Origin of the sequence: Pseudomonas sp. BRG-100 (assembly GCF_000737955.1) — a bacterium.
Lineage (GTDB): Bacteria > Pseudomonadota > Gammaproteobacteria > Pseudomonadales > Pseudomonadaceae > Aquipseudomonas > Aquipseudomonas synxantha_A.
The window spans coordinates 2,880,671-2,893,139 of record NZ_JPRX01000001.1 but is presented as its reverse complement, the minus strand read 5'-3'; the positions used below and the strand labels follow the sequence as shown (position 1 = coordinate 2,893,139).

General features: G+C 61.5%; 10 protein-coding genes. 9 read left to right on the top strand and 1 reads right to left on the bottom strand.

Features of this window, described 5'->3' with window-relative positions:
* Positions 1–68: 68 nt before the first annotated feature.
* Positions 69–1,433 (bottom strand): formimidoylglutamate deiminase, encoded by a 1,365-nt coding sequence (locus JH25_RS14540; RefSeq protein ID WP_032878347.1) that lies wholly within the window; start codon positions 1,431–1,433, stop codon positions 69–71.
* A 147-nt stretch (positions 1,434–1,580) separates the two neighbouring features.
* Here JH25_RS14540 and hutC point away from each other — a divergent pair, with 147 nt between their 5' ends.
* From hutC to hutH, 9 genes are all read left to right on the top strand, one after another.
* Positions 1,581–2,291, top strand: coding sequence for a histidine utilization repressor (hutC, locus tag JH25_RS14545; protein WP_171905445.1), 711 nt, complete (start codon positions 1,581–1,583; stop codon positions 2,289–2,291).
* Positions 2,288–2,848 (top strand): HutD/Ves family protein, encoded by a 561-nt coding sequence (locus JH25_RS14550; RefSeq protein WP_032878346.1) that lies wholly within the window; start codon positions 2,288–2,290, stop codon positions 2,846–2,848. The genes hutC and JH25_RS14550 overlap by 4 nt, the downstream gene beginning before the upstream one ends.
* 406 nt (positions 2,849–3,254) lie before the next feature.
* Positions 3,255–4,925, top strand: coding sequence for a urocanate hydratase (gene hutU / locus JH25_RS14555; protein WP_032878345.1), 1,671 nt, complete (start codon positions 3,255–3,257; stop codon positions 4,923–4,925).
* Positions 4,926–5,003: 78 nt separating this feature from the next.
* Positions 5,004–6,449 (top strand): purine-cytosine permease family protein, encoded by a 1,446-nt coding sequence (locus JH25_RS14560; protein ID WP_032878344.1) that lies wholly within the window; start codon positions 5,004–5,006, stop codon positions 6,447–6,449.
* A gap of 69 nt (positions 6,450–6,518) precedes the next feature.
* Positions 6,519–7,484, top strand: coding sequence for an ABC transporter substrate-binding protein (locus tag JH25_RS14565; protein WP_032878342.1), 966 nt, complete (start codon positions 6,519–6,521; stop codon positions 7,482–7,484).
* A gap of 71 nt (positions 7,485–7,555) precedes the next feature.
* On the top strand, positions 7,556–8,407 hold the full coding sequence (locus JH25_RS14570; protein ID WP_032878340.1) for an ABC transporter permease: 852 nt from the start codon (positions 7,556–7,558) through the stop codon (positions 8,405–8,407).
* Positions 8,404–9,228, top strand: coding sequence for a quaternary amine ABC transporter ATP-binding protein (locus tag JH25_RS0127140; RefSeq protein WP_050549364.1), 825 nt, complete (start codon positions 8,404–8,406; stop codon positions 9,226–9,228). The genes JH25_RS14570 and JH25_RS0127140 overlap by 4 nt, the downstream gene beginning before the upstream one ends.
* Positions 9,229–9,349: 121 nt before the next feature.
* The gene (locus JH25_RS14575; protein WP_032878339.1) at positions 9,350–10,858 is read left to right on the top strand and encodes an HAL/PAL/TAL family ammonia-lyase; all 1,509 of its coding nucleotides are present in this window, start codon (positions 9,350–9,352) and stop codon (positions 10,856–10,858) included.
* Positions 10,859–10,890: 32 nt separating this feature from the next.
* The gene (gene hutH / locus JH25_RS14580) at positions 10,891–12,423 is read left to right on the top strand and encodes a histidine ammonia-lyase (RefSeq protein WP_032878337.1); all 1,533 of its coding nucleotides are present in this window, start codon (positions 10,891–10,893) and stop codon (positions 12,421–12,423) included.
* Positions 12,424–12,469: the final 46 nt, after the last annotated feature.

Below are 12,469 nucleotides of genomic sequence, written 5' to 3'. Positions count from 1 at the left end.
AGTACATCTGATACTGACACACCGCTATCGGGAGCAAGCCCCCTCCCACATTTGTTAGGTGTTGGCCGTTAGCCCAACAAAGCCTTCAAGACCTGGGTGAATGCCCGGTTGCTTTCCTCTTCGCCGGCATGATGCCCATCCCGCACCACCCATTTGCCATTGACCAGCACATCGCGCACCTGCCGATCGCCACCAGCGAAGAGCCAGCGGTTGAGAATCCCATCCTCACTGGCGGTCGCCAGGTACGGGTCGCTACCGTCCAGCACAATCCAATCCGCACGCTTGCCGACTTCCAGCCGTCCGATCGGCTGGCCAAGCGCCTGTGCGCCACCATCCAGCGCAGCATCGAACAGCGTGCGGCCAACCATTGGCTGATCACTGCGATACAGGCGATTACGCCGTTGATCGCGAAGACGCTGGCCGTATTCCAGCCAACGTAATTCCTCCACCACGCTCAGTGAAACATGGCTGTCGGAGCCGATACCCATGCGTCCGCCCTGGGCAAGGAAATCCACCGCCGGGAAAATCCCATCGCCCAGGTTGGCTTCGGTGGTCAGGCACAAACCGGCAATCGCTCGGCTGTTGGCCATGCGCGTCACTTCGTCAGCATCGGCATGAGTGGCGTGCACCAGGCACCAGCGCTCGTCCACTTCAACGTTGTCATACAGCCATTGCAGCGGGCGCTTGCCGCTCCAGGCCAGGCAATCGTCGACTTCTTTTTGCTGCTCGGCGATATGGATATGCACCGGGCAGGTCTTGTCACTGGCCGCCAGCACTTGCTGGATCTGTTCGGGGGTGACCGCACGCAGGGAGTGGAAACACAGGCCCAGTTGCTGCGCAGGTTGTGCCGCCAGGATCGGCTGCAAACGCGCTTGCAGGTCCAGGTAGTGCTCGGTGCTATTGATAAACCGGCGCTGCCCCTCATTCGGCGCCTGGCCACCGAAACCTGCGTGGGTATAGAGCACCGGCAGCAAGGTCAGGCCGATCCCGCTGCTGGCGGCTGCCAGGCTGATCTGGCGTGACAGTTCCGTACGGTCGGCATATGGCTGGCCGTTGGTATCGTGATGCACATAATGAAACTCGGCCACCGAGGTGTACCCAGCCTTGAGCATTTCGATATACAGCTGGCGGGCGATGACCTGTAACTGCTCGGGGTTGATCTTGCCGACCATGCGGTACATCAAATCGCGCCAGGTCCAGAAGCTGTCATTGGGGTTGCCGGCCACTTCGGCCAGACCTGCCATTGCGCGCTGGAAGGCATGGGAATGCAGGTTTGGCATGCCCGCCAATACTGGGCCTCTGAGCCGTTCGGCAGCGTCTGCACTGGCATTGGGCTCAACATGGGTCAGCAGGCCATCGGCGCTGACTTCAAGACGTACATCGTTGGCCCATCCATTAGGCAGCAGCGCGCGTTCGGCAAAGAAAGCGGACATGATCAAGGCACCCCGGTCGTGTGTTTATTTGTATATACATATACAGACGTTTGCCTGCTCGGTAAACTCCGGCAATCTATGCATCTTTTTCCCCTGCAAGGATTCCTCGTGCCGACTCCGCCTGCCAAGTCTTCGCTGGCTGCCCACATGGACGAAAGTCCGGCGCCCTTGTATGCCCGCGTCAAACAGATGATCAGCCAGCAGATCCTCAACGGCAACTGGCCGCCCCATTACCGCGTGCCGTCGGAAAGCGAACTGGTCAGCCAGCTGGGTTTCAGCCGCATGACCATTAACCGCGCCCTGCGTGAGCTTACCGCCGAAGGTCTGCTGGTGCGCATGCAAGGCGTGGGTACGTTCGTGGCCGAGCCGAAGAGCCAGTCGGCGCTGTTTGAAGTGCACAACATTGCCGATGAAATCGCTTCCCGCGGGCATCGGCACACGTGCCAGGTCATCACCCTGGGCGAAGAGGCCGCGGGTTCCGAACGCGCCGTCGCCCTGGAAATGCGTGAAGGTGGGCGCGTGTTCCACTCGTTGATCGTGCATTACGAGAACGATATTCCCGTGCAAATCGAAGATCGTTTCGTCAACGCCCTGGTTGCGCCGCAATATTTGCAGCAGGACTTCACCCAGCAAACCCCCTATGCCTATCTGAACCAGGTCGCGCCGTTGACCGAGGGTGAGCATGTGGTCGAAGCGATCCTTGCCGACGCAGCCGAGTGCAAGCTGTTGCAGATCGAGCCGAGCGAGCCGTGCCTGTTGATTCGCCGTCGCACCTGGTCGGGTCGCCAGCCGGTAACCGCTGCGCGATTGATCCACCCCGGTTCCCGTCACAGCCTGGAAGGACGTTTCAGCAAATGAGTACAGTGAAGGTCTGGCGCGCCGCCGACTACGTGCGCATGCCGTGGAAAAACGGTGGCGGCAGCACCGAAGAAATCAGCCGCGACGCCGGCACCGGCCTGGATGGATTTGGCTGGCGTGTGTCGATTGCCGATATCGCTGACTCGGGTGGTTTTTCCACCTTCGCCGGTTACCAGCGCGTGATCACGGTGATCAAGGGCGCGGGCATGGTGTTGACCGTGGACGGCGAGGAGCAGCGCGGCTTGTTACCGTTGCAGCCGTTCGCGTTCCAGGGTGAAAGCCAGGTTTCCTGCCGCTTGATCACTGGGCCGATCCGCGACTTCAACCTGATCTACTCGCCCGAGCGTTACCATGCACGCTTGCAGTGGGTGGATGGCGTGCAGCAGTTTTTCAGCACGGCGCAGACGGTGTTGGTGTTCAGCGTGGCGGATGAGGTGAAGGTGTTGGGCGAGAAGCTCGGCCATCACGATTGCCTGCAAGTGGACGGTAACACTGGCTTGCTGGATATCTCGGTCAGCGGCCGCAGCTGCGTAATCGAATTGACCGCACTCGGTTAAAAACTGTGGGAGCTGGCTTGCCTGCGATAGCGGTGTATCAGCCTAGGATGTGCTGACTGACACACTGCTATCGCAGGCAAGCCAGCTCCCACATTTGTTTTTGCATTGTTCACAAAATCTGTTTCCAGCCCGCGCACCAATTTGTTACCGAATGCCCCAGCGTGATGCAAAGCTTCGCTACCGTGACAAATTTCCCTTGCTGCAAAAAACCTCCGTAAGAAATTTCATCAAGCGTTGAAGCCTTGATTTACAAGGCTCGCACGCCCCGTGCAAAAAAATCCCAACCACTCCCGGCTAAAGTTGGCCGCTCGATTGCATATGCTTGTACATACAAGTAAAGATGTGTGCGTAAGAGCTTCCTTCGCACCATCCATGTTCGCGCATCGATCGCCGAGGAGTCCTAGCAGTGACCAAGTCTACAAAATACCGTGACGTCGAAATCCGCGCCGCCCGCGGTAACAAGCTCACCGCCAAAAGCTGGCTGACCGAAGCGCCGCTGCGCATGTTGATGAACAACCTCGACCCACAAGTGGCCGAGAACCCCAAGGAACTCGTGGTTTACGGCGGTATTGGCCGTGCGGCGCGCAACTGGGAATGTTACGACCAGATTGTCGAGAGCCTCACCCATTTGAACGATGACGAAACCCTGCTGGTGCAGTCCGGCAAGCCGGTCGGCGTGTTCAAGACCCACAGTAACGCCCCGCGCGTACTGATCGCCAACTCCAACCTGGTACCACACTGGGCCAGTTGGGAGCACTTCAACGAACTGGATGCCAAGGGCCTGGCCATGTACGGCCAGATGACCGCCGGCAGCTGGATCTACATCGGTAGCCAAGGCATCGTCCAGGGCACCTATGAAACCTTCGTCGAAGCTGGCCGTCAGCACTACGATTCAAACCTTCAGGGCCGTTGGGTCCTCACCGCTGGCCTCGGCGGCATGGGCGGCGCGCAACCGTTGGCCGCGACCCTGGCCGGCGCCTGCTCGCTGAATATCGAGTGCCAACAGGTCAGCATCGACTTCCGCCTGGCCAGCCGCTATGTCGACGAACAAGCCACCGACCTCGATGACGCCCTGGCGCGCATCGCCAAGTACACCAAGGAAGGCAAGGCCATTTCCATCGCCCTGCTGGGCAACGCCGCCGAAATTCTGCCAGAGCTGGTCAAGCGTGGCGTGCGCCCGGACATGGTCACCGACCAGACCAGCGCCCACGACCCGCTCAACGGCTACCTGCCGGCCGGCTGGACCTGGGACGAATACCGCGCCCGCGCCAAAACCGAGCCGGCTGCCGTGATCAAGGCCGCCAAGCAGTCCATGGCCGTGCACGTCAAGGCCATGCTGGAATTCCAGAAGCAAGGCATCCCAACCTTCGACTACGGCAATAACATCCGCCAGATGGCCCAGGAAGAGGGCGTGGAAAATGCCTTCGACTTCCCGGGTTTCGTACCGGCCTACATCCGCCCGCTGTTCTGCCGTGGCATTGGCCCGTTCCGCTGGGCGGCGCTGTCTGGCGACCCGCAAGACATCTACAAGACCGACGCCAAAGTCAAAGAGTTGATCCCGGACGACGCCCACCTGCACAACTGGCTGGACATGGCCCGCGAGCGCATCAGCTTCCAGGGCCTGCCGGCACGTATCTGCTGGGTCGGCCTGGGCCAGCGCGCCAAGCTCGGCCTGGCCTTCAACGAAATGGTACGCAGCGGCGAGCTGTCCGCCCCTGTGGTGATCGGTCGTGACCACCTGGACTCCGGTTCCGTATCCAGCCCGAACCGCGAAACCGAGGCCATGCAGGACGGTTCCGATGCCGTGTCCGACTGGCCACTGCTCAACGCCTTGCTCAACACCGCCAGCGGCGCGACCTGGGTCTCGCTGCACCACGGTGGTGGCGTGGGCATGGGCTTCTCTCAGCACTCAGGCATGGTGATCGTCTGCGACGGTACCGATGAAGCGGCCGAGCGGATTGCGCGGGTGCTGCATAACGACCCGGCGACCGGGGTGATGCGTCATGCCGATGCCGGTTATCAGATTGCTATCGATTGCGCCAAAGAGCAGGGCCTCAACCTGCCGATGATCAAGTGACCCATGTGGGAGGGGGCAAGCCCCCTCCCACATTGGATCGGCGGCAACCCCAAGACAATCCATCAGAGGTTGAACAACATGGCTGCAAACGACACCACCCCGTTGATCGAAAGGCGTTCGATCGACTACATCCCGGAAGCGGAAAGACACGGTCGTCTATTGAGCCAGTTCACCCTATGGATGGGTGCCAACCTGCAGATCACCGCGATTGTCACCGGGGCCCTGGCCGTGGTGCTGGGTGGTGATGTGTTCTGGTCGTTGATCGGCCTGCTGGTCGGTCAACTGATCGGTGGCGGGGTCATGGCGCTGCATGCGGCGCAAGGCCCCAAGCTTGGTTTGCCGCAGATGATCTCCAGCCGGGTGCAGTTCGGTGTGTATGGTGCGGCTATCCCGATCGTACTGGTGTGCTTGATGTACCTGGGTTTTACCGCCACCGGCACCGTGCTGTCGGGGCAGGCGCTGGGCCAGTTGTTCGGGGTCAGCGACAGCGTCGGTATCCTGATTTTCGCCAGTGTCATTGTGCTGGTCACCGTGCTGGGTTATCGGGTGATCCATTTCATTGGCCGTGTCGCCAGCGTCATTGGCGTGATTGCCTTTGTGTATCTGTTCAGCCGCCTGATGAGCCAGACCGACGTGGGCGCGCTCCTGCAAATCCGACATTTCAGCTGGAGCAGTTTTCTTTTGGCCGTGTCGCTTGCGGCCTCCTGGCAGATCGCTTTCGGCCCCTATGTGGCGGACTATTCGCGTTACCTGCCGAGCAACACGTCGTCGGTGAAAACCTTTTTCGCCGCTGGCGCGGGTTCGGTCATCGGCGCGCAGGTGGCAATGGTACTCGGCGTGTTCGCTGCGGCCATGTCCAATGGCCAATTTGCCGGGCATGAAGTGGCCTACATCGTTGGCTTGAGCGGCACGGGGGCCACCGCTGCATTGCTGTACTTCAGCATCGCGTTCGGCAAGGTCACCATCTCCACGCTCAACTCCTACGGCAGCTTCATGTGCATTGCGACCATCATCAGCGGCTTTCGTGGTCGCCTGGAGGTCACGCGTGTGCAGCGCCTGGTGTTCGTGCTCGCCATCGTCGGTACGGCAACCCTGATCGCCTTGCTTGGCCAGCACTCGTTCCTCGGTGCGTTCAAGTCGTTCATCCTGTTCCTGCTGGCGTTTTTCACGCCCTGGAGCGCGATCAACCTGGTGGATTACTACTGCATCACCCGCGAGCGCTATGACGTGCCGGCACTGGCCGACCCGAACGGTCGCTATGGCCGCTGGAACCTCTTGGGTATCAGTGTCTATGTCTTCGGCGTGCTGGTGCAGTTGCCGTTCATCTCGACCAAGTTCTACACCGGCCCTTTGGTGGCCGCGCTGGGTAACGTGGACATATCCTGGATCATCGGCCTGGTACTGCCGGCGGCCCTGTATTACGTGTGTGCGAAAAAATGGCACGGCACGGTACCCGATCACCTGATCCTGCCGACAGAGCAGGGCGCTTTACCCACAACAAACGGGCTGGCTGCACAAGCCTGATGGGACGTGGACAGGGCAGGACGCCTACTGACTGCCGTAATCCATTTCATGATTGGGAGCGTCACAACAATGACTATGAATAAGACCTTGCTGGCTACCTTGTTCTCAGCGGGCTTGCTGGCAAGCGCCGGCGCCCAGGCGGCCGGCTGGTGCGAATCCGGCAAGCCGGTGAAATTCGCCGGCCTGAATTGGGAAAGTGGCATGTTGCTCACCGACATCCTGCAAACCGTGCTGGAAAAAGGCTACGACTGCAAAACCGACAGCCTGCCAGGCAACTCCATCACCATGGAAAACGCCTTGGGTAGCAACGACATCCAGGTCTTCGCCGAAGAGTGGGTAGGCCGCAGCGAAGTCTGGAACAAGGCCGAGAAGGCCGGCAAAGTCGTCGGCGTAGGTGCCCCGGTGGTCGGCGCGGTGGAAGGCTGGTACGTGCCGCGTTATGTGATCGAGGGCGACGCCAAGCGCAAGCTGGAAGCCAAGGCCCCGGACCTGAAAAACATCGCCGACCTGGCCAAATACGCCTCGGTGTTCAAGGACCAGGAAGAGCCCTCCAAGGGCCGTTTCTACAACTGCCCGGCCGGCTGGACCTGTGAGCTGGACAACAGCGAAATGCTCAAGAGCTACGGCCTGGAAAGCACCTACACCAACTTCCGCCCAGGCACCGGCCCGGCGCTGGATGCGGCGGTGCTGTCGAGCTACAAGCGCGGCGAACCGATCCTGTTCTACTACTGGTCACCGACACCGCTGATGGGCCAGGTCGACCTGGTCAAACTGGAAGAAAAGCCCGGTGTGGATAAGAGCGTAAGCATCCAGGTCGGTCTGTCCAAGACCTTCCACGAACAAGCGCCAGAACTGGTGGCCGTGCTGGAAAAGGTCAACCTGCCCATCGACCTGCTCAACCAGAACCTCGGCCGCATGGCCAAGGAGCGAATCGAGTCGCCGAAACTGGCGAAAATTTTCCTCAAGGAACATCCTGAAGTCTGGCACGCCTGGGTGAGCGACGACGCAGCCAAGAAAATCGAAGCGGCCTTGTAGGTCAAGTGTGCACGGCTACCCTCAGGGGTGGCCGGGCGGCTGGCCACAACCCACTGGATCGAGAGCACGATATGTTTCCTGAGAGTTTTACGTTTTCCATCGCCGACTGGGTCAACGGTTGGGTGGACTCGCTGGTCACCAACTACGGCGATGTGTTCCGGCACATCTCCGACACTCTGCTATGGGCCATCGTCAACCTGGAAGGCCTGCTGCGCATGGCGCCCTGGTGGCTGATGCTGGCCATTGTCGGGGGCATCGCCTGGCACGCCACGCGCAAGCTGGTGACCACTGCGGTGATCGTCGGTTTGCTGTTCCTGGTGGGTGCCGTTGGCCTGTGGGACAAGCTGATGCAAACCCTGGCACTGATGATGGTCGCCACGGTGATCTCGGTGCTGATCGGCATTCCCCTGGGCATCCTGTCGGCGCGCAGCAATCGCCTGCGTTCGGTGCTGATGCCGCTGCTGGACATCATGCAGACCATGCCCAGCTTCGTGTACCTGATCCCGGTGCTGATGTTGTTCGGCCTGGGCAAGGTGCCGGCGATTTTCGCCACGGTGATCTACGCCGCGCCGCCGCTGATTCGCCTGACGGACCTGGGCATTCGCCAGGTCGATGGCGAGGTCATGGAAGCCATCAACGCCTTTGGCGCCAACCGCTGGCAGCAACTGTTCGGCGTGCAACTGCCGCTGGCGCTGCCGAGCATCATGGCCGGGATCAACCAGACCACCATGATGGCGCTGTCGATGGTGGTAATCGCCTCGATGATCGGCGCCCGCGGCTTGGGTGAAGACGTGCTCGTCGGCATCCAGACCCTCAACGTCGGCCGTGGCCTGGAAGCCGGGCTGGCGATCGTGATTCTCGCAGTGGTCATCGACCGCATTACCCAGGCTTATGGCCGCCCACGGCATGAGGCGAGCAAATGACGACTGTCAGCAAAATCGAAGTAAAGAACGTCTTCAAGATCTTCGGCGCCCGTTCCAAGGACGCCCTGGCGATGGTCGGCCAGGGCAAGACCAAGGATCAGGTACTGGCCGAGACCGGTTGCGTGGTCGGCGTGAACGATCTGTCCTTGAGCATCGGCACGGGTGAGATCTTCGTGATCATGGGCCTGTCAGGTTCCGGCAAGTCCACCCTGGTGCGCCACTTCAACCGCCTGATCGATCCCACCAGCGGCGCGATCCTGGTGGACGGCGAAGACATCCTGCAACTGGACATGGAAGCCCTGCGCCAATTCCGTCGCCACAAGATCAGCATGGTGTTCCAGAGCTTCGGCCTGTTGCCCCACAAGAGCGTGCTCGACAACGTCGCCTACGGCCTCAAAGTGCGCGGTGAAACCAAGCAGGTATGCGCTGAGCGCGCCCTGCACTGGATCGAAACCGTGGGGCTCAAGGGCTACGAAAGCAAATACCCACACCAGCTTTCCGGCGGTATGCGCCAGCGAGTGGGCCTGGCCCGCGCCTTGGCCGCAGACACCGACATCATCCTGATGGACGAAGCCTTCAGCGCCCTCGACCCGCTGATCCGTGCCGAAATGCAGGACCAGTTGCTCGAGCTGCAAAAGACCCTGCACAAGACCATCGTGTTTATCACCCATGACCTCGACGAAGCCGTGCGCATTGGTAATCGCATTGCGATCCTCAAGGACGGCAAGTTGATCCAGGTCGGCACGCCGCGGGAGATTTTGCATTCGCCGGCGGATGAGTATGTGGACCGGTTTGTTCAGCGGCGGGCGGCGGTGGTCTGACGGACGCCATCGCAGGCAAGCCAGCTCCCACATTTGATTGGGTTCACACAGTTCAAATGTGGGAGCCGGGCTTGCCCGCGATGAGGCCGCCAAAGGTTTAGAGAATATGAAGAGGTCAACGATGTCCCAGGCAACCAAAATCATCATCGCCGACGCCCCGATGCGCTGGCAGGACGTCGCCGCCGTTGCTCGCCACGGCGCAGTGCTCGAACTCTCGGGCCACGCCTGGGCGCGCATCGACAATGCCCAGGCCATCGTGCAGCGCATCGTCGCCAGCGGCGAGCGCGCCTATGGCGTGAACACCGGCCTGGGCGCGTTGTGCAATGTGTCGCTTGAGGGCGGGCAACTGAGCCAACTGTCGCGCAATACGCTGCTCAGCCATGCCTGCGGCGTCGGCCCGGTGCTCAGCGACGAGCAGACCCGCGCGATCATGTGCGCGGCAATCATCAACTACAGCCACGGTAAATCCGGCCTGCACCCGCAGGTGGTGCACGCGTTGCTGGCGCTGCTCAATCACGGCATCACGCCGCAAGTGCCATCCCAGGGTTCGGTGGGGTATTTGACCCACATGGCCCATGTCGGTGTGGCCTTGCTCGGCATCGGCAATGTGAGTTACCGCGGCCGGATCGTCACGGCGCAATACGCGTTGCAGGCTGAAGGCTTGCAGCCCGTGGTACTCGGTGCCAAGGATGGCCTGTGCCTGGTCAACGGCACGCCGTGCATGACCGGCCTGAGTTGCCTGGCCCTGGCCGACGCGCACCACCTGTTGCAATGGGCCGACGTGATCGGCGCCATGAGTTTCGAAGCCCAGCGCGGCCAGATCGACGCCTTCGACGAAGAAATCATCGCCCTCAAGCCGCACCCGGGTATGCAGCAAGTGGGCAGCAACCTGCGTGCGTTGCTCGACGGCAGTGAGGTGATCGCCAGCAGCAAAGGTATCCGCACCCAGGACGCCTTGAGCATTCGCTCGATCCCGCAGATCCACGGCGCGGCCCGCGATCAGGTGGAGCACGCCACGCGCCAGATCGAGACCGAACTCAACAGCGCCACCGACAACCCTTTGGTGCTCGGCACGCCGGTCAGCTACCGCGTGGTGTCCCAGGCCAACCCCCACGGCCAGTCCGTGGCGCTGGCGGCCGACATGCTCGCCATCGCCATGGCCGAAATCGGCTCGGTGGCCGAGCGCCGCCTGGATCGCCTGATCAATCCGCACGTCAGCGGCTTGCCGGCCTTTCTGGTCAGCAACCCCGGGGTCAACTCCGGGATGATGATCGTGCAGTACGTCGCCGCGTCCTTGTGCGGGCAAAACCGCCAGTTGGCGCAACCGGCGGTGCTCGACAACTTCGTCACCTCGGGCCTGCAGGAAGACCACCTGAGCATGGGCACCAACGCCGCGCTCAAGCTGCACCAGGTATTGGCCAACGTCACCCAGATTCTTGCCATCGAATACTTGCTGGCGGCCCAGGCGTTCGAGTTCCTCAAGGACCAGCGCTTGGGCGCCGGTACCGACCACGCCTGGCGCCTGCTGCGCGAAGTGGTCCCCGCTTACGAGCAGGACCGCTGGCTGGCGCCGGATATTGCCGCCGCTGCCCAGTTGCTTAAAGACACTGCGTTACCGAATTTGCACTGAACACTTAAGAATAATTCACAAGGAGAACGAATGTGACTGCGCTAAACCTGATTCCAGGCCAACTGAGCCTCGCCCAACTGCGTGCCATCTACCAGCAGCCGGTAACCCTCAGCCTGGATGACAGCGCCTCGGCCCAGATCGAAGCCAGCGTTGCCTGCGTGGAGCAGATCCTCGCCGAGAACCGCACCGCCTATGGCATCAACACCGGTTTTGGCCTGCTGGCCTCGACCCGTATCGCCAGCGAAGACCTGGAAAACCTCCAGCGTTCACTGGTGCTGTCCCATGCTGCCGGCGTCGGTGAGCCGATCAGCGATGCGCTGGTGCGGCTGGTCATGGTGCTCAAGGTCAACAGCCTGAGCCGTGGTTTCTCCGGGATCCGTCGCCAGGTGATCGACGCGCTGATTGCGCTGATCAACGCCCAGGTGTACCCGCACATTCCGCTCAAGGGTTCGGTCGGTGCATCCGGTGACCTGGCGCCATTGGCGCATATGTCCCTGGTGCTGCTCGGCGAAGGCAAGGCGCGCTACAAAGGCGAATGGCTGGACGCGACCGCAGCGCTGAAAGTGGCTGGCCTCACACCGCTGACCCTGGCCGCCAAAGAGGGCCTGGCCCTGCTCAACGGTACCCAGGTGTCCACCGCTTATGCATTGCGCGGCCTGTTCGAAGGTGAAGACCTGTTCGCCGGCGCCCTTGCCTGCGGCGGCCTCACCGTAGAAGCCGTACTGGGTTCGCGCTCGCCGTTCGATGCGCGTATTCATGCGGCGCGTGGCCAGCGTGGGCAGGTCGATGCGGCTGCGGCCTATCGTGACCTGCTGGGCGAAAGCAGCCAGGTCTCGCAGTCGCACCAGAACTGCGACAAAGTGCAAGACCCTTACTCCCTGCGTTGCCAGCCACAGGTCATGGGCGCCTGCCTGACCCAGTTCCGCCAGGCTGCCGAAGTGCTGGTGGTGGAAGCCAACGCGGTGTCGGATAACCCACTGGTATTTGCCGCCGAAGGCGATGTGATTTCCGGTGGCAACTTCCACGCCGAACCGGTGGCCATGGCCGCCGATAACATGGCCCTGGCGATTGCCGAAATCGGCTCCCTGAGCGAGCGACGCATCTCGCTGATGATGGACAAGCACATGTCGCAACTGCCACCGTTTTTGGTGGGCAATGGCGGGGTGAACTCCGGCTTCATGATTGCCCAGGTGACGGCTGCTGCGCTCGCCAGCGAGAACAAGGCGCTGGCCCATCCCCATAGCGTCGACAGCCTGCCGACCTCGGCGAACCAGGAAGACCACGTGTCCATGGCCCCGGCTGCGGGCAAGCGTCTGTGGGAAATGGCCGAGAACACCCGTGGCATCCTCGCGGTGGAATGGCTGGCAGCGTGCCAGGGCCTGGATTTGCGCGACGGCCTGAAGACCTCGCCGAAACTTGAAAAAGCCCGCGGCATCCTGCGCGATAAGGTGGCGTTCTATGACAAGGATCGCTTCTTCGCCCCAGACATCAACGCCGCCAGCGAACTGCTCGCCACCCGCTGCCTGAATGAGCTGGTACCGGCCAAGTTGCTGCCGAGCCTTTAAGCACCCCGGTACCCAATGTGGGAGCTGGCTTGCCTGCGATAGCGGT